This window comes from Gordonia sp. NPDC003425 (genome assembly GCF_053588635.1).
Genome location: NZ_JBSFQI010000005.1, coordinates 56,106 through 78,229, shown reverse-complemented (window position 1 = coordinate 78,229; position 22,124 = coordinate 56,106). Strand labels below are relative to the sequence as shown.

At 68.1% G+C, this 22,124-nt stretch carries 22 protein-coding genes and 1 pseudogene; 15 read left to right on the top strand and 8 right to left on the bottom strand.

Annotation, left to right across the window (positions count from 1 at the left end):
* Positions 1-219 precede the first annotated feature (219 nt).
* The 3 genes from ACWDTD_RS08070 to ACWDTD_RS08060 all read left to right on the top strand — a co-directional run bounded on the left by ACWDTD_RS08070 (position 220) and on the right by ACWDTD_RS08060 (position 3,080).
* A complete protein-coding gene (locus ACWDTD_RS08070; RefSeq protein ID WP_449746577.1) occupies positions 220-1,131 on the top strand; it encodes an alpha/beta hydrolase in 912 nt (303 codons plus the stop codon).
* Positions 1,132-1,303: 172 nt separating this feature from the next.
* Positions 1,304-2,104 carry an alpha/beta fold hydrolase gene (locus tag ACWDTD_RS08065; RefSeq protein WP_449746576.1) on the top strand — a complete coding sequence of 267 codons (801 nt, stop codon included), beginning with the start codon at positions 1,304-1,306 and terminating at the stop codon, positions 2,102-2,104.
* A 4-nt stretch (positions 2,105-2,108) separates the two neighbouring features.
* A complete protein-coding gene (locus ACWDTD_RS08060) occupies positions 2,109-3,080 on the top strand; it encodes an o-succinylbenzoate synthase (RefSeq protein ID WP_449746575.1) in 972 nt (323 codons plus the stop codon).
* Here ACWDTD_RS08060 and ACWDTD_RS08055 read toward each other — a convergent pair.
* Positions 3,069-3,953, bottom strand: coding sequence for a universal stress protein (locus ACWDTD_RS08055; RefSeq protein ID WP_449746574.1), 885 nt, complete (start codon positions 3,951-3,953; stop codon positions 3,069-3,071). The genes ACWDTD_RS08060 and ACWDTD_RS08055 overlap by 12 nt on opposite strands.
* 499 nt (positions 3,954-4,452) lie before the next feature.
* Positions 4,453-5,898: pseudogene (locus tag ACWDTD_RS08050) on the bottom strand (amino acid permease); the annotation flags it as partial.
* Positions 5,899-6,030: 132 nt separating this feature from the next.
* Here ACWDTD_RS08050 and ACWDTD_RS08045 point away from each other — a divergent pair.
* Genes ACWDTD_RS08045 through ACWDTD_RS08020 form a run of 6 tightly spaced genes read left to right on the top strand, consistent with a single transcriptional unit; the run spans position 6,031 to position 10,344 of the window.
* Complete coding sequence (locus ACWDTD_RS08045) at positions 6,031-6,591, top strand: hypothetical protein (protein ID WP_449746573.1); 561 nt, start codon at positions 6,031-6,033, stop codon at positions 6,589-6,591.
* Positions 6,588-7,115, top strand: coding sequence for a hypothetical protein (locus ACWDTD_RS08040; protein WP_449746572.1), 528 nt, complete (start codon positions 6,588-6,590; stop codon positions 7,113-7,115). Before ACWDTD_RS08045 ends, ACWDTD_RS08040 begins: the two co-directional genes overlap by 4 nt.
* Positions 7,112-7,720, top strand: a complete 609-nt coding sequence (locus ACWDTD_RS08035) for a hypothetical protein (protein WP_449746571.1) — start codon at positions 7,112-7,114, stop codon at positions 7,718-7,720. The genes ACWDTD_RS08040 and ACWDTD_RS08035 overlap by 4 nt, the downstream gene beginning before the upstream one ends.
* A complete protein-coding gene (locus ACWDTD_RS08030) occupies positions 7,717-8,355 on the top strand; it encodes a hypothetical protein (protein ID WP_449746570.1) in 639 nt (212 codons plus the stop codon). The genes ACWDTD_RS08035 and ACWDTD_RS08030 overlap by 4 nt, the downstream gene beginning before the upstream one ends.
* Before the next feature lie 28 nt (positions 8,356-8,383).
* A complete protein-coding gene (locus ACWDTD_RS08025; protein ID WP_449746569.1) occupies positions 8,384-9,613 on the top strand; it encodes an NAD(P)/FAD-dependent oxidoreductase in 1,230 nt (409 codons plus the stop codon).
* Positions 9,614-9,618: 5 nt separating this feature from the next.
* On the top strand, positions 9,619-10,344 hold the full coding sequence (locus tag ACWDTD_RS08020; protein ID WP_449746568.1) for a DNA alkylation repair protein: 726 nt from the start codon (positions 9,619-9,621) through the stop codon (positions 10,342-10,344).
* A 36-nt stretch (positions 10,345-10,380) separates the two neighbouring features.
* Here ACWDTD_RS08020 and ACWDTD_RS08015 read toward each other — a convergent pair whose 3' ends face one another.
* From ACWDTD_RS08015 to mftR, 4 genes are all read right to left on the bottom strand, one after another.
* Complete coding sequence (locus tag ACWDTD_RS08015) at positions 10,381-11,793, bottom strand: chloride channel protein (protein WP_449746567.1); 1,413 nt, start codon at positions 11,791-11,793, stop codon at positions 10,381-10,383.
* Positions 11,794-11,830: 37 nt separating this feature from the next.
* Complete coding sequence (locus tag ACWDTD_RS08010) at positions 11,831-12,217, bottom strand: DoxX family protein (protein WP_449746566.1); 387 nt, start codon at positions 12,215-12,217, stop codon at positions 11,831-11,833.
* Positions 12,218-13,273 (bottom strand): 2Fe-2S iron-sulfur cluster-binding protein, encoded by a 1,056-nt coding sequence (locus ACWDTD_RS08005; RefSeq protein ID WP_449746565.1) that lies wholly within the window; start codon positions 13,271-13,273, stop codon positions 12,218-12,220.
* Positions 13,274-13,393: 120 nt separating this feature from the next.
* Complete coding sequence (mftR, locus tag ACWDTD_RS08000; RefSeq protein WP_449746564.1) at positions 13,394-14,023, bottom strand: mycofactocin system transcriptional regulator; 630 nt, start codon at positions 14,021-14,023, stop codon at positions 13,394-13,396.
* A gap of 111 nt (positions 14,024-14,134) precedes the next feature.
* On the opposite strand from mftR, the gene mftA reads away from it, so the two are divergent.
* The 4 genes from mftA to mftD all read left to right on the top strand — a co-directional run bounded on the left by mftA (position 14,135) and on the right by mftD (position 17,186).
* A complete protein-coding gene (gene mftA, locus ACWDTD_RS07995; protein ID WP_449746563.1) occupies positions 14,135-14,257 on the top strand; it encodes a mycofactocin precursor MftA in 123 nt (40 codons plus the stop codon).
* On the top strand, positions 14,257-14,610 hold the full coding sequence (mftB, locus tag ACWDTD_RS07990; RefSeq protein ID WP_449746562.1) for a mycofactocin biosynthesis chaperone MftB: 354 nt from the start codon (positions 14,257-14,259) through the stop codon (positions 14,608-14,610). The genes mftA and mftB overlap by 1 nt, the downstream gene beginning before the upstream one ends.
* 110 nt (positions 14,611-14,720) lie before the next feature.
* The gene (gene mftC, locus ACWDTD_RS07985; protein WP_449746561.1) at positions 14,721-15,962 is read left to right on the top strand and encodes a mycofactocin radical SAM maturase; all 1,242 of its coding nucleotides are present in this window, start codon (positions 14,721-14,723) and stop codon (positions 15,960-15,962) included.
* 24 nt (positions 15,963-15,986) lie between these two features.
* A complete protein-coding gene (gene mftD / locus ACWDTD_RS07980; protein ID WP_449746560.1) occupies positions 15,987-17,186 on the top strand; it encodes a pre-mycofactocin synthase MftD in 1,200 nt (399 codons plus the stop codon).
* A 36-nt stretch (positions 17,187-17,222) separates the two neighbouring features.
* Here the strand turns inward: mftD and ACWDTD_RS07975 are convergent, their stop codons facing one another.
* Together ACWDTD_RS07975 and ACWDTD_RS07970 are read right to left on the bottom strand one after the other, a co-directional pair.
* Positions 17,223-18,038: a mycofactocin-coupled SDR family oxidoreductase gene (locus ACWDTD_RS07975; protein WP_449746559.1), complete on the bottom strand. Its 816-nt coding sequence runs from the start codon at positions 18,036-18,038 to the stop codon at positions 17,223-17,225.
* Positions 18,039-18,674: 636 nt separating this feature from the next.
* Positions 18,675-19,781: a CaiB/BaiF CoA transferase family protein gene (locus ACWDTD_RS07970; protein ID WP_449746558.1), complete on the bottom strand. Its 1,107-nt coding sequence runs from the start codon at positions 19,779-19,781 to the stop codon at positions 18,675-18,677.
* Positions 19,782-19,949: 168 nt separating this feature from the next.
* Between ACWDTD_RS07970 and mftE the strand changes: the two genes are divergently transcribed.
* On the top strand, positions 19,950-20,669 hold the full coding sequence (mftE, locus tag ACWDTD_RS07965) for a mycofactocin biosynthesis peptidyl-dipeptidase MftE (RefSeq protein ID WP_449746557.1): 720 nt from the start codon (positions 19,950-19,952) through the stop codon (positions 20,667-20,669).
* A 23-nt stretch (positions 20,670-20,692) separates the two neighbouring features.
* The gene (mftF, locus tag ACWDTD_RS07960; RefSeq protein WP_449746556.1) at positions 20,693-22,117 is read left to right on the top strand and encodes a mycofactocin biosynthesis glycosyltransferase MftF; all 1,425 of its coding nucleotides are present in this window, start codon (positions 20,693-20,695) and stop codon (positions 22,115-22,117) included.
* Positions 22,118-22,124 lie beyond the last annotated feature (7 nt).

Genomic DNA, 22,124 nt, shown 5'->3' with positions numbered 1-22,124 from the left:
TTCCCACGGAGTTCGCGGAGCAGCGACGGCCAAGTAACTCTAATTAACAACTTTCACATCTGCCACTTTGGTAACTGACGGGTCTCAATGTCGGAGACCTGTGGTCACGAGGCCTGGATCGACGGTGTGAGCGGCCCTTAATGTTCGTCCGTGCTTTCCTGTCTCCCGGGGCCGCGGGTGTCCGCGCGTCCGATCCGCGCCCGTCGAACCGTTGTCCTCGTGGTGCTGCTGAGCACCGTCCTGGCGGCGGGCTGGATCAATGCGGGTAGCGCGCATGCCGCCTGGTTCGGCCGGTTCTACGTCGGCGGCTGCGGAATGCCCGCCACCCCCGTCGACATGTGGACCCGCGCGGACAACTACAAGACCGTGATCGCGCTCGACGGTCTGCGCGCGACGAGCGACATGAGCGGGTGGCGACACGAGACCCGGATCCAGCGCATGGCCGATTCGGGCGTCAACGTCGTCGAACCCGTGGGTGGTCTGGCCAGCTTCTACTCCGACTGGAACACCGCGAGCCCGGGCAACAAGATCACCTACCGCTACCGCTGGACGTGCCGGCTGGACCGCATCATCTCCGAACTCGATGCCCGCGGACTGGCCGTGGGCCCCCGGCACAAGTACGCGATGATGGGAATCTCCATGGGCGGCAACGCCGCCATGATCTACGGGGCCTATCACCGCAACCGAATCTCGCACGTGTTCTCCATGTCGGGGTACCTGAATCTCTCCGCCCCCACCATGCGTGAGGCGATCCGGCTCGCGCTGATCGACGCCGGCGTCGAGGCCGGGGTGGGTCCGTTCAGTGCCGACGCGATGTGGGGGCCACCGTGGAGTAAACGGTGGGAAGGCAACGACGCCCTGGTGCAGTTGCCGCGGATGCGGGGAATGAAGATCAGGGTTGGGTCCGGGTCGGCCACCTGGGGCCGCTACAACACGAACGCGGTGGACTCGGTCAAGGGCACGCCCCTGGAGGTCGCGGCACTCGCGCAGACGCGATCGTTCGAGGTTGCCGCCGCCCTGCAGGGCATTCCGATCACCACCGACTTCCCGAATGTCGGCACCCACACGTGGGGGTACTGGGAAGACATGGTGTGGCGCGCGAAGAACAGCAGGTGGTTCCACGACCACTGACGCCGATGCGCGCGTTGTTGGGGATGCGACGCGCGGAATCGAGACCGGCACCAGGCCGGTCGACGCCGATGTCACGCCCGTGACCGAGGATGGGAAGCGGTTGCCTGTCGCCAGCGCGGCCGCGGGCGTGACATCGACGGTGCACGACCAGTGTTTGACTATCGTTGAGCCAATGCGCATCCTGCACCGTCCCGTCTCCGGTTCCGGCGATCTCGCCTTGGCCGTCCGGATGTCGGGGCCCACCGACGCGGGTCCCACGGGTCCCAGGCTTACCGACGCGGTGGCGTCGGATACGGGGGTGCCGGTGTTGTTGGTGCACGGCATGGCCGGTGACCACAGCACCTGGCGGCGATTCGCCCGGGCTCTGCGCAGCGCGGGGCGGTCGGTGATCTCGCTCGATCTGCGCGGCCACGGCGGCAGCGCGCACGCCGACCGTTACGACCTCGACGACTTCCGCGACGACGTGCGATTCGTGCTCGACGAGGCACGGCTCGATCACGTCGACGTGGTGGGACATTCCCTGGGCGCCCACACCGCCCTGCGGGTGGCGATGGCAGAACCCGAGCGGGTGCGCAACCTCGTCCTCGAGGAGGTGCCCCCGATGCCCCGGGACCAGCAAGACCTCGACGAGGAGATCACCACCGGCGCGGGCTTCGGTGAACGACTGCGCGGTCTGCGTGCATTGGTGGCCGATCCGCGCCCGGTGTTGCGCTTCGACCGCGGCGTCGCCGATCAGGTGGGCGCACAGTTCCGGCGGGCGGAGCCGCACTGGTGGGAACAGCTGTCGGTGGTGAACGGCCGCACCCTGGTGATCTCGGGCGGACCCCGCAGCTTCCTGCCGCCGCAGCATCTGCGCCGCCTCAGTGAGTCGATCCCGCGGGCCGGTTTCGAGATCATCGACGCCGGGCATTCGGTGCACCGTGATCGTCGGCAGCAGTTCGAGTCGACCGTCGGCGACTTCTTGGCCGGGTGAGGCGGTGACCCGCACGCCACCGCCGGTGGCCGAACTGCTCGAATCCGCCGCTGTGGTGGCACTACCGCTGCGGAACCGCTTCCGCGGCATCCTGATTCGTGAGGTGATGGTGTTTCGCGGCCCGGCCGGCTGGGGCGAATTCGCGCCGTTCACCGAGTACGACGACGCCGAGTCGGCGGCATGGCTCGCCGCCGGCATCGAGGCGGCCTACCTCGGACCACCCGCCCCGGTGCGTGAGCGGGTTGCGGTCAATGCCACCGTCCCGGCCGTCCCCGCCGGTGAGGTGGCCGCGATCCTGGCCCGGTACCCGGGTGCGAGAACCGCGAAGGTCAAGGTCGCCGAACCCGGGCAGGATCTCGACGACGACGTCGCCCGGGTCGCGGCCGCTCGCGCGGTGGTTGACCGGGTGCGCGTCGACGCCAACGGGCACTGGTCGGTGCCCGAGGCCATCGCCGCGATCCGCGCGATCGGCGATGTGGAGTACGTCGAACAGCCCTGTGCCACAGTCGAAGAGCTCGCCGCAGTGCGTCGCGCGGTGGACGTGCCGATCGCCGCGGATGAGTCGATCCGCAAGGCCGCCGACCCGATGCGGGTGGTGGCCGCCGACGCCGCCGATGTCGCCGTGCTCAAGGTGGCGCCCCTCGGTGGGATGCGGTCGGTGCTGCGGCTGGCCGAGCAGATCGGGCTTCCGGTGGTGATCTCCAGTGCGCTCGACAGTGCGGTCGGCATGGCTGCCGGAGTCGCTGCCGCCGCGGCGCTACCGACTCTCGACCACGCCTGCGGGCTGGGCACGGGAACACTGTTCACCGTCGATGTGGGCGCGGGGTTCGTTCCCGAATCCGGGGCCGTGGTCCCGCGATGGTTCGACTCCGACGACCACGTCGCGGCGACGACGCCGCGGGTGAATCCCGATCGGGAACTCTGGTGGCGCGAACGACTGATCCGCTGCCACCGGCTGTTGGCGTCAGCGGGGTAGGACCACCACCGGCACCGGCGAATGCCGGACGATCTTGCTCGCGCGCGACCCGATGAACACCTGCGCGAGCAGGCCCTCGCGGGTACTCCCGAGGAACAGCACCTCGCCCTCGATCCACTCGGCCGAATCGAACGCCTCACGCCATCCGCGGCCCGACGCCACCAGACATGGCGTGTCGGGGTCGATCACCCCCTCGTCGCGCAGCCGCTGCTGTGCCTGTCCGGACTGGTCCTGCCATTGCGCCAGCACCACGTCCTCGCTCACCAGACCCACCAGCGGCGGATACATCGCGCCGCCGCGCACCGCAAAGGTGATCACCCGCAGCGGCACACTCATCCGGTCGGCCAGTTCGCGGGCGCGGGCCACCACGGCGATGGCGTCGGGTCCGCCGTCGGCCAGGGCGACGGTGACCCGTTTGAGCTGACCGTCCTTGGGGGAGCGGTAGCCGCGGGGGCTGATGCCGATGGGGACCTTCGATCGATGCAGCAGCGAGTCGGCCGTTGCGCCCGGCTGGATCTGCCCCAACTGGCTGTCGCCGGTCGAACTGATCACCAGCGCAGCGGCGTTCACCTCTTCGGCGAAGGCCATCAACGCCGACGACGCGGTGCGGTGATCGAGTCGCTGAAACCTCCACTGGAGATCGGGCGGATAGATCTCCATGTACTCGGTGACCTCGTCGCGGGCGCGCTCAACCACCTGATCGGTCCATTCGATGAACTCGGCATCGACCTTCGCCGGCGACGGCGTGACCCACGGCTTGGGCACCACGGTCGCGACGATGAGTTCGGTCTTCATGGCCTCGGCGAGCATCGCGCCGAGTTGGACACCGCCGAGGCCCCCCTCGCCCTGCACGTACCCGACGACGATACTCACCGGATCACCCCTACTTCTTCGCGATGGAGATGACGCACTGCTCGTCCCCGAGGTGCATCTCGGCGGTCATCGGCGTTTGCGTCGGCGAGGTCTTCGAGTCACCGAGGTCCTCCTGGAGGCTGAACCTCGCCGAGTAGTTGTCGCCACCGGTCGCCTTCGGCAGATCCTCGAGGCCGACGCTCTCCGGGTCGTAGGTGACCCCATCGAGGAAGCTGCCGCTGCCGGCCTTGAGCGCGTCGACGTTCTGCCGCGCCGGGCTGCCCGCACACGAGAGATCTTCGGCAGTGCCCCAGTCCTTGTCGTTGACCGCCTTGATGTAGTCGGTGAGCAGGGCGCTGCCGTCCTTGAGGGGTGCGCTGGCGGCGGTGTGATCCTGATGGTTGTAGATGGCCGCGAAGATGAACCCGACCACTCCGATCACCACGACGATGCCGGTCCATGTCTTGAACCGCTGGCTGAGCGGTTTGCCCCCGCCGGCGACGAGTTCCTCGGCACTCAGTTCGTTGAGGCGACTGTGTTTGCGCCCCCAGAGGAGATAGAACGCAACGAACACCAGGACCCACAGTGCGAAGGCCAGATACGTCACCAGATGCAGACCGGACAGGATCCACAGGCAGGCCGCGATCGAGAGCAGCGGGGTGATCGGATAACCGGGAACCTTGAAGCTGCGGGGCAGATCGGGCAGCTTGTTGCGCAGGATGAGCACACCGGCCGACACCACACTGAATGCCACGAGGGTGCCGATCGACACCATGTCGATGAGCTTGCCGATGGGGAGCAACCCGGCCAGCACGCCGACGACGACGGACACGACCACGGTGTTCCACACCGGAGTCATCGTCTTGGGATTGACGTGTGAGAACTGCTTGGGTAGCAATCCGTCCCGACCCATGGCGAACAGGATGCGGGTTTGGCCGTAGATCACCACCAGGGTCACCGAGAAGATCGAGATCACCGCGCCCGCCGCGAGCACGGTGCCCGGCCAGGTGGATCCGGTCACGTTCTCCACGATCACCGCCAGTCCGGCGTCGGCCTGTTCGGGACTGGCGAACTTCGGCCAGGCCTGCGCGCCGATACCCGAGACCGCCACCAGCAGGTACACGGTGATCACCACGATCAGTGCGCCGATGATGGCTCGCGGCATCGCCTTCTGTGGATTGCGCACCTCGTCGCCGGCAGTGGACACCGCGTCGAGGCCGATGAAGGAGAAGAAGATCGCACCGGCTGCGGCCGTGATGCCGGCGGCGCCGAAGGGGGCGAAGTTGGCGAAGTGGTCGGCCTGGAAGGCGGTGAAGCCGATCGCGGAGAAGAGGACCAGCACGAACAGCTTGATGCACACCATGATCGTGTTGGTGCGCGCCGACTCGCTGGCCCCACGCACCAGCAGCAGGCAGCAGAGGGTCACCAGGATGGCGGCGGGAAGGTTGAACACGCCCGCGGGCACGTCGCCGTCGGGCCACGGTGACTGGGAGAGCGCGGTGGGGAACTGGAAGCCGAAGAGATTGTCGAGCAGTTTGTTCAGATAGCCACTCCACCCGACGGCGGTGGCCGCCGCCGACACACCGTATTCGAGGAGCAGACAGGCGCCGACCGCCACCGCGATGATCTCGCCCAGCGTCGCATAGGAATACGAGTAGCTCGACCCCGACACGGGGACCGACGACGCCATCTCGGCGTAGCAGATCGCGGCCAGGCCGGCCGCGAAGCCCGCGAGGAGAAAGGAGATGATGACGGCCGGTCCGGCGTCGGGGACGGCTTCGGGGAGAACGAAGAAGATACCGGTGCCCACCGTGGCGCCGACGCCGAACAGGGTGAGCTGGAAGGTGCCGATACTCCGTTTGAGGTGCTCCTCGCCCTCGCCGGATCCCGGAGCGCCCTCACCTTCGACGGGTTTGCGCCGGAAGAAGGTCGTGCTCAGCGACTGGGCTTGCCGACTCTCTGTCATCGAGGGCCTCCTTAGAGAACGATGAGTAAATTGTGCACACACCACCCACCGCACGCACCACGAAACGCAAATTGCACATCTTCACCAAGGAGGGCAATGCCGACGACGACGTCGCCAGAGCCTGACCCGATCGTGCGCGACCGTGAAGCGCGCCGAGCGTTCCAGCGGGCCGTCGACGATCTGACCGACGCGCGGGGCCGCGCCGGACTCGGCCGGCGAGTGCCCGGTGCCTGGTGGGCGGTGCTGGTGCTCGCCGCGATCGCGTCGCTCGCGGCGGCGGTGGTGGGGATCGTGTCGTGGGTGTCGGTGACCGGCGCCCATTCCGACGCCGACTACCAGCGCGCGGCGGCCGCGGAGATGTCGCTGCTGCTGGGACCCAACAGCACCGATCCCGGACAGGTACAGCGCATTCTCGACGGTGCCACCGGCACCTTTCACGACGAGTTCGCCCAATCCGCGCAGGCCTACACCGAATTCGTCGAGCGCACCGGCACCGTCGCACGTGCCACGGTCACCGGGACCGGTGTGGCGGCCCGATCGGGCGACGCGGTGACCGTGCTCGTCGCGGCCACGGTCATCTATCGCCCATCATCGGCGGGTCAGGCGTCGCCGCCGCGGGATTTCCGGTTGCGGGTACTGGTCACGCCGGAGGATGGCCGGCTCAAGGTGGCGGCGGTGCAGTACCTGCCATGACGACATCGAGCGAGGGCGGAGGTGTCCACACCGGCGGTGGCGCGATCATCGAACTGCGCCGGGGCCTCGTGCTGGGTGTGGTGTCGGTGCTCGTCGTCGCCGCGCTGCTGGCCGGGGTGGGGATGTTGGGTCGCGCAGTGGCGCAGAACCGTACCGTCGAGGCCAACCGCGCCGAACTGCGTACCCAGGCGGGTGCGATCGTGCAGGCGGTGTTCAGCGTCGACGTCGCCCGGTGGCAAGCCGACCGCCGGCACGCGCGGCAACTGGTCACCGGCGATTTCGCCGACGTGCACGCCCCGCAGCTGCAACAGCCGCCGCCCGACGGAATCGCCTCGGTCACTTGGCATGTCGACGACGTGGCACTGATCGATGTGGGCGTCGGCGATGCCACCGCGCTGATCCGCACCCGGATCGCCACCACGCCGAAGGCGGGCTCGGTCACCGAGGAGGACCGGACACTGCGCACCGGGTACGTCGAGAATGGCGGCCGGTGGCGTCTGGCCGAGGCCGAGGTGCTCGAGTGACCGATACCGATGTGCAGCAGGCACAGGCGCGGGTGGATGAGGCCACCCGCAGCGCCAGACTCGCGCGGGTCGCGGCGGCCGCCGACCTGCGCGCCCGCGGACGACGGCGGTCGCGGATCTTCCGGTGGGTACTCGGCGGCCTCGCAGCGATCGCGATATCCGCCCTTGTCGCGCTCGTGGTGCTCGCGGTGGTCGACGCCCGGCAGGACCGCCGGGCGCAGACCGCCGCCGACGTCCTCGCCTCGGCGCGGGCCGCGGTGACCACGATGCTCACCTCGTCGCCCGCCGACGCGCAGCGCTACCCCGACCGCGTGCTCGCGGTGACCACCGGGGACCAGCACCGCAAGCTCGAACGGTCACGCGACGCGCTGGTCGCGGCGATCGCGGCCGAACCGGCGGCCACCACCGGACAGGTGATCTCGGCCGGATTGACCTCCGATCCCAGCGGCGCCGGCGAAGGATCGCATGCCCGGGTGTTGCTCGTCGCGCAGGCTTCCGATCCGCAACTCGTCGGGGGCGACCCCGCAGCCAACCGCATCACACTGTCACTGGAGATGATCCATACCGGCGGCACCTGGAAGATCGCCGAGGTCGAGGGGATATGAGCCGACGGTCGACGGTGTGCGCCCGGGCGCGTGCGGTGTGGTGCCCCACCCCTCCGGCGCGGCCGCTGGTGACCCATCACCGGTTCACCCGCGCCGACCGGCGCAGGATCGCCGCGCTGCTCACCGTGATCGGCGTTGCGGCGCTGGTGGCGGTCGGCGCATGGGCGGGCGCGCGTGCCGCACGGCCCACCCCAGATGACGCCACCCGGACGGCGGTGCTGCGCGCCGCCGACGCCGGGATCGCGGCGCTCATGACCTTCGGTCCGGCCGACCCCGTCGCGCATCGGGAGGCGGTGAGCGCGCATCTCACCGCCCCGCTGAGCGTCCGCTACGCCGCGGACGGCAACGACGCCGTGCTCCCCGGATCCGTCGGATCGCAGGTGTCGATGTCGGTGCGGGTGCTCGCATCCGGGGTGGAGCGGTATTCGCCGGACACCGCGCGCGTGCTCATGTTCATCGACCAGCGGGTCAGCGCACCGAACGGTACGCCCGCACCGGAACCGGCGACACGCGCCGGTGAGCCGGGGGGAAGCGAGGTCGTCGATCGGGCCCCTGTCGCGCGCCGTGTTTCGATGCGTAATGTCGACGGAACATGGTTGGTGGCCGACGTCACACCGGTTGCCCCGGGTCGCTGAGCGACCCGTCGACGCATGAGGGAGACAGATGACCGAATCATCCGCAGGCGTGGTGGTGGTGGGCGCGGGACTGGGCGCCGCCCGGTTGGCCGAGTCGCTGCGCACGCATGGATACGCCGGGCCGATCACCGTGATCGGGGCCGAAGCGCATCCTCCGTATGACCGTCCGCCGCTGTCGAAGTCGGTGTTGCTCGGCAAGGACGAACGCGTCGACCTCAAGCCCGACGATTTCTATACCTCCGCGACGATCACACTGCGCCTCGGGCAGCGCGTGGTCTCGGTGTCGCCCGGACACAAGACCGTCACCGTCGAACACACCGACGACCCGTCGCGGGTCGAGACCGTCGCGTACGACCACCTCGTCCTCGCCACCGGACTGCTGCCGCGGCAGTTGCCGAATCTGCCGGCCGGCACCACCGGGGTGCACGTCCTGCGTACCTTCGACGATGCCGTCGCCGTGCGCGCCGAAATCGACGCGGCGCGGGTCGCGGTGGTCATCGGTGCCGGATTCATCGGGTGTGAGGTGGCGGCGAGCCTGCGCTCCCGTGGACTCGACGTCACCCTGGTCGAACCCGCACCCACCCCGCTGGCCGCCGCGTTGGGCACCGGGATCGGGGCTCTGGTCACGCGCATGCACGAAGCGCATGGCGTGCACGTGCGTACCGGAGTCGGTGTCAGCGACATCCGTGTCGGCGACGACGGCGCGGTGTCCGGCGTGCGGCTCGACGACGGCACCGATCTGCCCGCCGACCTCGTCGTCGTGGGGATCGGTTCGGTGCCCGTGGTGGACTACCTCGACAGTTCGGGAATCGAGCTCGCCGAGCGGGAGGCGGGCGGCGGCATCGCCTGCGACTCGACTGGACACACCAGCGCCGACGACGTGTACGCGCTCGGCGACGTCGCGAACTGGACGGGTGCGGAAGAGGCAGGCGCCGGGGGAACGCCGCGTCGTGTCGAACACTGGAACCACACCGTCGAGCAGGCCGCGATCGTGGCCGGCCAGATCGCCGGTGCCGACCCGGTCACCGCCTCGGTGCCCTACTTCTGGAGCGATCAGTTCGATCTGAAGATCCAGCTGATCGGCGATCCGCGTCCCGACGACGACGTGCACATCGTGGACGATGACGGCACCAAGTTCCTCGCCTATTACAGCCGCGACGGTGTGCTCACCGCGGTGATCGGTGCGGGCAAGGCCGGTGCGGTGATGAAGTCGCGCGCCAAAGTGCAGGCACGGACCCCGATCTCCGACCTGGTGTAGCGGCGGTGGCCCGGCGTCCGTCGGCACACGACGTGTGCGCTGCCATCGAAGTGCTCGCCGATCCCGACCGTGCCGCCGACTCGGCTCGCTTCTTCCAGGCCTTCCCCGGCGGTTACGGCGAGGGTGACGAGTTCCTGGGGGTCACGGTGCCCCGGTTGCGGGCCGCGGCCAAGGGTTTTCGCGGTATCGGCCGGGATGCCGTGACCGAGCTGCTGGGTTCGCGTTTCCACGAAATCCGGCTCACGGCACTGTTTCTCATGCGCGCCGAGTTCGACCGCGCCGACGAGGCCGCTGCGCAGGCCTGGGTCGGTGATTACGTGGCCGCCGTCCACGCCGGGCAGGTGAACAACTGGGACCTCGTCGACTCCTCGGCCGATCCGATCCTCGGGGAGTGGCAGTACCGCAGCGCCGATGTGGGGCCGCTGCGAGAGTTCGCGAAGACGCCCGCACTGTGGCATCGCCGGGTTGGGGTGATCGGCACGTTCGCGTTCATCAAACACGGTGACGCCGACGCGCTGCTGTCGGTGGCGCCGCTGGTGATCGCCGACCACCGGCCACTGATCCAGAAGGCGTTCGGCTGGATGTTGCGGGAGATGGGCAAACGCATCGACGAGGGGTTGCTGACCGGGTACCTCGACAACCACGCAGCGCAGATGGGCCGTACCGCACTGGGTTACGCCGTCGAGCGATTGGACCCGGAGCAGCGCAAGCATTTTCGGTCCCTGCGCTGATCCGTCGGGGAGGGGGTGGGGTGGGGCAGGGGGCGGTCAGGCGAGTTGATCCGACCGCAGCATGCGTTCGCGCAGACTGTCGTAGATCGGCGCCGAACGCATCAGGGTGGCCACGATCACCGCCGCGGCGCCGGCCACCAGCATCGGAATGGTGACCTCGGTGACCGTCGTCATCTCGATCACCAGCACCACACCGGTGAAGGGTGCCCGGACCGCGGCCGCAAAGAGGCTGGACATGCCGACCAGGACGAGCGGGATCATGAGCTCCCGGCCGAAACCCGGCGACGCGAATTCCATGATCCGGCCGGCAAGCAGGCCGGTGAGCGCGCCGAGCGCCAGCAGCGGCGCGAAGAGGCCGCCCGGTGTGCCTGCCGAATAGGACAGCGGACCGGCGATGAAGCGCACCGCCAACAGCACCACGATGGCGAAGAACGCGTAGTGGTATCCGTCGAGCGCGCGCTGCGACACCGAATCGCCGCCGCCGGTCATCTCGGGGGCGAAAAGCAGCACCGCGCCGATCAGCGCGCCGATGCAGGCCGACTTGACCGGCGCCGAAACCCGGGTGACCGCGTCGAACAAGGCCAGACTCTTCATGACGAGCCAGTTGTACGCGACACCCATCAGACCGAGGATCGCACCGAAGACCACGAACAGCGGCACCAGCCACAGCGAGGGTGTGGTCACCGATTGCACACCGAAATCGGGATGATCGCCCAGGATCAGTCTGCTGCAGCCCACGCCGATGGCCACCGCGGCCAGCGTCCACACGATGGTGCGGACTCGAACCTCCTTGGCGATCTCCTCGAACACGAAGAACGCGGCACCGATGGGTGCGTTGAAGGCGACCCCGAGGCCCGTGCCCGCCAGGACTGTCTGCAGGTGACGTATCTCGGTGTTTCCGGCGCGTGCGAGACGTCCTGCGGCCGTGCCGATCGCGGCCGCCATGTGGACGGTGGGTCCCTCCCGGCCGAGTACCATGCCGGCGACGCCGACCGACAGCAGGCCGCCGACGAAGCGCGCGGGTATCACCCACAGGTCGGGCGGCTCGGCCTCACCTCGCTCCACCGCCTCGACGTGCTGGATGCCGCTGCCCCCGGCGCGGGGTACCCACACCACGATCTGTGTGGCGGCCGCTGCCGCGGCCGCCGAGATGAGGACCGGAACGGCCAGCCCCCAGGGCTGATGATGCACAGACCAGTCCACGATGTCGCCGCGCCACTCGTCGGCACGCATCAGCATCCAGCGAAACGCGCCGCCGACGAAGCCCGCGACGGCACCGGCCGCCGCAGCGATCAGGGTCAGCCAGATCAGCGAGCGCGCGTCGAGGTCTTCCGAGTCGGGGCGATGCAGACTCCGGTGTCTTGTGAGGTCGGTCTCCTCGGTCCCCTCGGAATCGGGTGTCGTCCCCTCGGAATCGGGTGTTGTCCCCTCGGAATCTGGTGTCGTCACAGCAGTGTGGATCCGGACGGGCACCCACGATCGGCCGTCAGCCGCGCCATATCCGGATGGCCGCGGCGATCATCGGGATCTGGAGTGGCAGACGACCGATGGCGATCGCACGGTAGGGCGCGGGCTTGCGTCGCCACATCCGCGCCATGTTGACGTTCGCGGGGAACACCGCGACGAACAGCGCTGCCGCCGCGGCACCGGAGAGACGGCGAGTGCGCGAGCCGAGCAATCCGGCGCCGATGGCGACCTCGGCCGCACCCGAGGCATAGGTGAGGCTGCGGGCGGATGTGCCGGTGGCATCGGTGATCTCGCGCGGGACGATCGAGTCGAACGGTGTGGGCGCCACGAAGTGCAGGGTTCCGGTGGTCAGCAGAAACGCCGACATCACATGTGCGAGGCGCTGCGGGGAAAGGTTGGAAAGCATTCAGAACTCCACGTGAAGTCGCTCGGAGGTGGGATGTGCCTGACAGCCGAGAATGTAACCGTCCTCGATGTCTGCTGGATCGAGCGCGCCGGGATTGTCCATCTCGACGCTACCCTCGGTCAATGTGCATGCGCACGAACCACATTCGCCTTCCTGGCAGGAGTACGGGGCATCGAGACCCGCGGCGAGCATGATGTCGATGAGCGTTCTGCTGCGCGGCCAGCTCAACTCGTGGGACGCGCCGTCGAGCTCGACGACCACCGTGGCGGCCTGCGCCTGCTCGGCCTCGGACACCTCGCCGAGCTCCACGTCGGCGAACGGGTCGCCGGTGAGCGAGTTGTACACCTCGGAGTGCACGTCGTGGTGGGGAAAGCCCGCCGCATCGAGTGCCGCATGGACGCCATGCATGAACGGAGCGGGCCCGCACATGTAGGCCGCGTAGCCGGTGAATGGTCGGAACAGAGTTGTCAGGAGTCGCTCGGTGGGCAGTCCCTGCAGCGTCTCCAGCCAATGGACGACGGTCAGGCGCTCGGCGTGGGTCTGCTGGAGTCCACGCAGTTCCTCGGCGAAGATCACGTCGTCGGGACCACGATTGGCGTAGAAGAACACGACCGGCGCGTCGCCGGAGGCGAGTGCGGACTTCAGGATCGACATCACCGGGGTGACGCCGCTGCCCGCAGCGATGAGTAGCAGGGGTTCGTCGAGCCGGCGTGGGGTGAACACCCCCGACGGTGGGAGAACCTCGACCGTGTCCCCGGCAGCGAGGTTGTCACAGACCCAGTTCGAGCCGTATCCGTCGACGGTGCGCTTGACGGTGACCTTGGGGAGGTCGTCGACAGAAGGGGCCGACGCCAGCGAATAGCAGCGCGCCACCGAGCCGGTTTGGTCGCTCGGAATGCGCAGCGTGAGGAACTGGCCTGGTTTGTACTCGGTGAACGCAGCTTTCGCGATGTCGGGGATCTCGAACACGATCGACCGCGCATCGGCGGTCTCGTCGATCACCCGCGCCACTGTCAGGATCACGCTCCGAGAGCCGTGAGGGGTCAGTTCGGCCATGTCACAAACACTCCACACCTCGAAACTAGAACACGTTCTACCTGTAATGCCAATTCCCCCCGAGTCATGCCTGCGGGAGATCGAGCCACCACGGGATCAGGGTAGTCGGTCACGATCGGCTCAGTGCAGCGCCCGTAGGCCGTCGGACAACGTGGTGCAACCGTCGACGATCAGCGCGGTCAGGTCGGCGTCGGCGTCGGCGAGCCACTGTTCGTAGGCCGCAAGTGCGGTACCGAGGCAGAGCCATCCGATCGTCTGCGGGATGTGGTGGCCTTCTGCCAGGCCGAGTCGTGCGGCGCAGAACTCTGCGACCACTTGACGCCACTCCGCGTACATCAGCATCGAATGTGCCTGCAGTGCGGGAACTCCCAGGAGCAACGACATCCGGCGGCGATGACTGCCCGTCTGGTCGGCCGGAACCCGATTGAAGCTCACCAGCGCCTCGGTGAGGGCGTCGGCTATCGGAAGCTCGGCCGGGATGGCGGTCAGCAGCGCGCGCATGTCGTCGAGGTGGGCATCGAAATCACCCCAGGGAATGGCGTTCTTCGACGGGTGGTAGCGGAACAGCGTGCGGCGCGCGATGCCCACCGCGTCGGCGATGTCGTCGACACTGGTCTCGTCGAATCCGCGCTGCGTGAACAGGTCGATCGCGACCGCGCTGATCTGGGCCCGCGTCGTGATCGGCCGTCGACCGGGCGCCGCCCGTGCGTACGTGGCAGGGGCGGTCGTGGCGGACTTCGATGGGCTCATCAGTTACCTGTCCACCCGGATAGTTCTCGACTGGGGACTGTTTTATGCACCGGGTGCCATTATAGTGTGCAGTGATCCACTTCACTTGATGATCAACAGGAGGTCCAGATCATGGCAGATCACACAACCACGCCGGCGCAGGACGCGACGGTCCCGGCCGACGTCGACGCGGAACTCGTCACCGAGTCGCTGGTCGAAGAGGTTTCGATCGACGGGATGTGCGGGGTCTACTGATGTCCGCACCGACATCGAATCCGACGGCCGGTGGCAGCACTGTCGCCGGCCGCCGGCCCGTCGATTCGCCTGATGTCGCAGGGTTCGACGTCACCGCCGCGTGGCGGCTCAATCCGAAGGTGGCGTTGCGGCCCGAACCCTTCGGCGCGCTGCTCTACCATTTCGGCACCCGCAAGCTCTCGTTCCTCAAGAACCTGACGGTGGTCGGCATCGTGGCGTCCCTCGCCGATCACGACAGCGCGCAGGATGCGCTCGTCGCGGCCGGCGTGAGTGCGCCCCCCGACCGTGCGCTCTACCTCCAGGCGCTGAGCGCGCTTGCCGCTTCCGGCATGATCACGCCCCGCCCCGCCTGACGGTGTGGCGCCCGACTGTCGATCCGCCCGAACCCGTCCATTCCCGACGCCGCGTGCCCGCGCATGTCCGTCGGTCGAACGCACTCCCCGAGTCCAAGGAGTCACAGCCCATGACCACACTTGAGTTACCTTCCAGCGCAACCGGACTCGCCGCCGCGGTGCCGGCCGCGCCACCGGCGGCCGGTCGGCTCGTCGACCAGTTCGAGCGCGGCCTCGACGCTCCGATCTGCCTCACCTGGGAACTCACCTATGCGTGCAATCTGGCGTGCGTGCACTGCCTGTCGTCGTCGGGAAAGCGTGATCCGCGCGAACTGTCCACCGATCAGTGCAAGGCGATCATCGACGAGTTGCAGCGGATGCAGGTCTTCTATGTGAACATCGGTGGCGGCGAGCCCACCGTACGCCCCGATTTCTGGGAACTGGTGGACTACGCGACCGACCATCAGGTGGGAGTCAAGTTCTCCACCAACGGTTTGCGGATCGACAAGAAGGTCGCGGCGAGGCTGGCCGCCTCCGACTATGTCGACGTCCAGATCTCGCTGGACGGCGCCACCGCGGAGGTCAACGACGCGGTACGCGGTCCCGGTTCGTTCGACATGGCGGTGCGGGCACTCGAGAACCTGGCCGAGGCCGGTTTCGCCGACGCGAAGATCAGCGTGGTGATGACCCGGCAGAACGTGGCCCAACTCGACGAGTTCAAGGCCCTCGCCGATCGTTACGGTGCAACCCTGCGCATCACCCGTCTGCGTCCCTCGGGTCGCGGCGCCGACGTGTGGGATGACCTGCACCCGTTGCCCGAACAGCAACGCGACCTCTACGAATGGCTGGTGGCCAACGGTGAGAACGTGCTCACCGGGGACTCGTTCTTCCATCTGTCGGCCTTCGGCGGTGCCGGCGGCGGGCTTCCCGGCCTGAACCTGTGCGGCGCGGGCCGGGTGGTCTGTCTCATCGACCCGGTCGGTGACGTCTACGCGTGTCCGTTCGCGATCCACGAGAACTTCCTTGCCGGAAACATCTTGTCGGACGGCGGATTCCGGGCAGTGTGGCAGAACTCCGAGTTGTTCGCCGAACTGCGCGAACCCCAGAACGCCGGTGCCTGCACCAAGTGTGCGCACTTCGATGCCTGCCGCGGTGGGTGTATGGCCGCGAAGTTCTTCACCGGACTGCCGCTGGCCGGGCCGGACCCGGAATGCGTGCAGGGCTACGGCGAAGCGCTGCTCGCCGGTGAACGCACGAAACCCACGGCCAACAAGGATCATTCGCGAGGCGTGCCGCTGACGCTGATGACCCGTCCGCCGTCGAAGAGCTGCGACGAGAATCCCTTGGCGGGCTTCGCCCCGCAGACGATCTAGAAGAAGCAGAGAGCAGGAAGAGCAATGGTCACCAATCCCTGGGCGCGAAATCCCTGGTTCGAAAGCGTCACCGAGGCACAGCGTCGGGCGCGTAAGCGGCTGCCGAAGTCCGTGTACTCGTCGCTCATCGCCGGCACCCAGGCGGGCGTCACGGTGAACGACAACGTCGATGCCTTCTCCGAACTCGGCTTCGCACCCCACGTGGTGGGTGTGCAGCCCGACCGCGAGATGACCACCACCGTGATGGGACAAGAACTCTCGTTCCCGGTGATGATCTCGCCGACCGGCGTGCAGGCCGTGGATCCGGATGGCGAGGTGGCGGTGGCGCGCGCCGCGGCGGCCCGCGGAACCGCGATGGGGTTGTCGAGCTTCGCCTCGCACCCGATCGAGGAGGTGACCGCGGTGAACGACAAGATCTTCTTCCAGATCTACTGGCTCGGTTCCCGCGACGACATCCTGGCCCGGGTGGAACGCGCGAAGGCGGCCGGGGCCAAGGGACTGATCGTCACCACGGACTGGGTGTTCAACACCGGTCGCGACTGGGGTAGCCCGGAGATCCCGGAGAAGGTCGACTTCGCCGCGCTGCTGAAGCTGGCGCCGGAGATCGCGGTCAAGCCGCGCTACGCGCTCGACTGGATTCGCGGTGGCAAGGTGATCATCCCGGATCTCACTGCGCCCAACCTGCCCGCCGACGCCGGTACCCCTGGACCGACATTCTTCGGCGCCTACTACGAGTGGATGAACACTCCGCCGCCCACCTGGGAGGATCTCGCCTGGCTGCGCGAGCAGTGGGGCGGTCCGTTCATGGTGAAGGGCATCACGCGTCTCGACGACGCCCGGCGTGCGGTCGACATCGGCGCGTCGGCCATCTCGGTGTCCAATCACGGGGGTAACAACCTCGACGGCACTCCGGCCACGATCCGCGTGCTCGGACCCATCGCCGACGCCGTCGGCAACGAGGTCGACGTGTTGCTGGACGGGGGTATTCGCCGCGGCAGCGACGTCGCCAAGGCGTTGGCGCTCGGTGCCCGCGCGGTGATGATCGGTCGGGCCTACCTGTGGGGCCTCGCCGCCAACGGGCAGGCCGGGGTGGAGAATGTGCTCGACCTCATGCGCATGGGTCTGGACGGAGTGCTGATGGGGCTGGGCCGCAAGAGCATTCACGAACTCACCCGCGACGACCTGATCATTCCCGATGGATTCGAGCGGTCCTACGGGAACTGAGACGAGCGGGGTCGGCGGGCCGCTCTGAGGCGGGGGTCAGACTTTCGAGTTGCCCATGTCGATCTCGAACTGGGTACCGGTGATCGCGCGGGCGTGCGGCGAGGTCAAGAACAGGACTGCGTCGGAGACGTCGTCGAGCGAGGCCACCGGGAAGTGGTCCATCATCGAGATGAAATACCTTGTGTATTCGCTCATCTCGAAGATCTTGAGGGCCGACGAGTCGGCCACGCCCATCGGTGTGTCGACGGCGTAGGGGTGGATCGAGTTGACCCGGATTCGTCGCGGGGCGAGTTCTTTCGCCACGGTCTGGGCCAGGCCGGTCAGCGCGAACTTCGACGCGGAGTACGACGCCTGCACCGGCATGGCCTTGAGGCCGGCCACCGAGCTGACCACCACGATCGACCGCCCGGTGGTGTCGCCGTCGAGAAGGGCGGGGATGGTGGCTCGCAACGTCTTCCAGGTGCCGTTGACGTTGACATCGATGACGTCGGTGAACTGATTCTCCGACAGTTCCCAGCTCAGTCCCCACGTCAGGATGCCCGCGTTGGCCACCACGTGGTCGAGGTGACCGAACTGGGCGACACCGTCGGCGACGAGTTGTTCCTGGAAGGCGAGGTCGCGGATATCACCTTGGCGTGCAAGGATTTTGCCGCCGGCCTCCTCCACCAGGCGTACCGTCTCGGCCAGATCGGCCGCCGTGGTGGGCGGGTAGGTGGCGTGGTCGGTGACCGGGGCGGCGATATCGAGACCGATGACCGCCGCGCCCTCGCGCGCATACCGGATGGCGTGATTGCGTCCCTGCCCGCGTGCGATCCCGGTGATGTAAACCACCTGGCCGTCGTACTGTCCCATGCGCAGAACTGTAACACGTTCTAGTTGGCCGACACGGCGGGTCGAGCGTGCCCGGATCCGCGTTGAGCGTGCCCGGATCCGCGTCGAGCGTGCCCGGTGGGGTGGTTTCGACAAGCTCAACCAGCGGGGGAAGTGCTCAACCAGCGGGGGCGGCGGGTCGAGCGTGCCCGGATCTGCGTCGAGCGTGCCCGGATCTGCGTTGAGCGTGCCCGGTGGGTGGTTTCGACAAGCTCAACCAGCGGGGGCGGCGGGTCGAGCGTGCCCGGTGGGTGGTTTCGACAAGCTCAACCAGCGGGGAAGTGCTCAACCAGCGGGGGCGGCGGGTCGAGCGTGCCCGGATCTGCGTTGAGCGTGCCCGGTGGGGTGGTTTCGACAAGCTCAACCAGCGGGGGGTGCTCAACCAGCGGGGGAAGTGCTCAACCAGCGGGGGCGGCGGGTTGAGCGTGCCCGGATCTGCGTTGAGCGTGCCCGGTGAGTGGTTTCGACAAGCTCAACCAGCGGGGGCGGCGGGTCGAGCGTGTCCGGTGGGGTGGTTTCGACAAGCTCAACCAGCGGGGGAAGTGCTCAACCAGCGGGTGTTTCGCTGGTTGAGCCTGTCGAAACCACCCGAGCGGGGAAGTGCTCAACCGTTCGACGTCAGTCGGTCCAGATGGTCGACGGATCGGTGGCTTCGCGGACCGGTCCGTGCGGGGTGGACGGCGACGTGCGCGAGAACCTCGGCGCCACCTGCGCCTGCATCACGCCGTCGATCTCGACGAGGTTGGCCCGCGCCGACATGTGCGGGTCGTCGGGCGCCTCGTTGAAGGCCAGGACGGGGGAGACGCAGGCGTCGGTACCGTCGAAGACCTTGGTCCATTCGTCACGGGTGCGGGACGCGAACGCCTCGGTGAACGCCTCCCGCAGCCGTGGCCACCCCGCCACGTCGTCCTGCGCCGGCAGGTCGGCGTCGGCGAGTCCCAACCCTTCGAGCATTTGGGCGTAGAACTGCGGTTCGAGGGCGCCGACGGCCATGTAACCGCCGTCGGAGGTTTCGTAGACCTCGTAGTACGGCGCACCGGTGTCGAGCATGTTGGAACCGCGCTGATCGCTCCACAACCCGGTGCCGCGGAATGCCCAGATCATCTGTCCCAGTACCGAAGCGCCGTCGACCATGGCGGCGTCGATCACCTGGCCGCGCCCCGACGATCCGCGCTCGACGAGCGCCGCGAGCACACCCATCACGAGGAACATCGACCCGCCACCGAAGTCACCGACGAGATTCAGCGGAGGAACCGGTCGGTCGTCGCGTCTGCCGATGGCATGCAACATTCCGGTGAGCGAGATGTAGTTGATGTCGTGACCCGCGACGTGCGCGCGGGGGCCGTCCTGACCCCACCCCGTCATGCGACCGTAGACGAGTCCTGGGTTGACGGACTCGACGTCGTCGGGACCGAAACCGAGGCGTTCCATCACGCCGGGCCGGAACCCCTCGATGAGCACGTCGGCCCGGCCGAGCAGTCCCAGAATGGTCTCGCGGTCGGCGGGGTCCTTGAGATTCGCCTCCACCACCCGGCGTCCGCGCAGCAGCGCGTCGGCGTCGCGTCCGGGCTTCGGCAGCGAACCCGGGCGCTGGACCCGGATGACGTCGGCGCCGAGGTCGGCGAGCATCATCGCGGCGTGGGGTCCGGGACCGATCCCGGCGAACTCGACAACCCGTATCCCGTGCAGCGGTCCGCCCGTGCCTGCCTGTTCCGGTGCGGTCATGTGAGAGCTCTCCATCCGTGATTACCGAGGTGTGTCGCCTGTCACGTCGACCGCACCAGCATGACACAGGCCGATCGTTCGCTCGGTGGGAGGTCGGGTCGTGTGTTCGTGCGAGAAAACAGCCCGGTGCGGTTACTTCCGGCCGTCGGCGTCGCTACAGTTGGACGGATGACAGGTCCGGTATTGGGTCGGCACACGTGGCCGGAAATAGCGGACTCCCCGGTCACCCTGCTCGTCGCCCTCGGCTCCCTCGAACAGCACGGACCTCACCTGCCGCTCGACACCGACACCCGTATCGCCACGGCGGTCGCGGCCGGTGCGCGTGCCCGGATGGCCGATCCGTCGGTGCTACTGGCACCCGAACTCAACTACGGCGCCAGTGGCGAGCATGAGGGGTTTCCCGGGACCATCTCGATCGGGCACGAGGCCTTGCGCAGCGTGCTCGTCGAGTTCGGGCGCAGCGCGTGCCGGTGGGCCGATCGCATCGTCTTCGTCAACGGTCACGGCGGCAATGCCGCCACGGCTGCTGCTGCCGTGTCGCTGTTGCGCTACGAGGGCCGCGACGTGGCGTGGTTCCCGTGTGCCTTCGCTTCCTCCGACGTCGCCGCCGACGCGCACGCTGGCCACACCGAAACGTCAGTGCTGCTTCACCTTTCGCCGGAATTGGTGAATCTGGAGCGGGCCGCGGCGGGCAATGTGGCGCCGATCGCCACGCTGCTGCCGACGATGCGTGCCGGTGGTGTGGCGGCGGTGAGCGAGTCCGGCGTGCTCGGTGACCCGCGAGGCGCCTCGGCCGTCGACGGCGACGCACTTGTCGACGGCCTGACCGCACGACTGGCCGACGCCGTGACCCGGTGGGCCGTCGCCGACGACGGGCGCCTCTCGTGATCGCCGCGTCGAAGGTGCGCGACGTGACCGCCGCAGAAGGCGGCCTGCCCGACGGATTCCAGGTGCAGATCGACCTGCGCTGTGCCCGAAACGGCGATCTGCGCTACCTGGTGGGTGGCTCTCCGGCGCGGATGCTGCGGATGTCGGACGCGGCACTGGGTATGACATCGGCCGACGGGCGCATCCAGGTCTGCAACGAGTCGACGCGGGTCCTCGCCCGTACCCTGCTGGAAGCGGGCATCGCGAATCCCCGGCCGATGTCGGGGCCCTCCACGGACGAGGTCACGGTGGTTGTTCCGGTGCGCGACAACCAATCCGGAGTCGATCGGCTGCTGCGTGCGGTGGCCGGACTGCGCGTGATCGTGGTGGACGACGGCTCTGCGGTGCCCATCGTCGTCAGCGGTGAGAAGGTGACCGTGATCCGCCTCGAGGAGAATCGGGGGCCTGCCGTCGCGCGCAACGTCGGAGCGACGGCCGCGACCACCCAATTCGTCGCCTTCCTTGATTCCGATGTGGTGCCGGATCCGGATTGGCTGGTGATGTTGCTGCCGCACTTCTCCGACCCGATGGTAGGCCTCGTCGCGCCGCGGATCACGGGTCTGAGCGGCCGACGAACCGGCGACGGCCGGCACCGCCGGCTGTCGCTGGCCGAGCGGTACGAGAACGGCTACTCGTCCCTCGACATGGGGCCGGCAGAGGCGGCAGTGGTGCCCTCGACTCCCGTGTCATACGTACCCAGTGCCGCAATGGTGTTGCGGTGCAGCGCATTCGATGGTTTCGACGAGTCGCTGCGGGTGGCTGAGGACGTCGATCTGTGCTGGCGGATGCACGCGGCGGGGTGGCGTGTCCGTTACGACCCGGTGGCCACGGTGGCCCACGATCACCGCACCGGGATGCGGACAGTCCTCGACCGACGGCGCTTTTACGGAACGGGCGCGTCGTTTCTGGCGGACCGGCACGGGACGCAGGCGGCACCGATGGTGATGTCGATCTCGATGGCGGCCGCAGTCGCCGCACTGCTCACCCGCACCCGTATCGGGCTGGCGATCGCGGTGATCGTGCTCGGGCGGGTCATGCTCAAATTGCGTGGCCGCCTCGGGGAACTTCCCCACGCACCGCTCGTGTCGGCGCAGATGACCGCCCGGGCAACGTTCTTCGGGCTGCTGCAGGCGGCCGGAGCGATCTGTCGCCACTACTGGCCGGTGGCCGTGCTGGTCGCACTGGTGTCCGCGAGGTTTCGGCGGTTGTTGATCGAACTGGCCGTCACGGAGGGTCTGGTGCAATGGGTGCGGACGGTGGCCGCCAATCCCGGTGTCGCGCCGGAACTGGGGCCGCTCACCTATCTGTGGGTGCGTCGCCTCGACGATCTGGCCTACGGCGCCGGACTCTGGCAGGGCGTCATCACCCACCGTGATCTGACCGCGTTGCGTCCGGTCATCACACCCTGACGCCGGG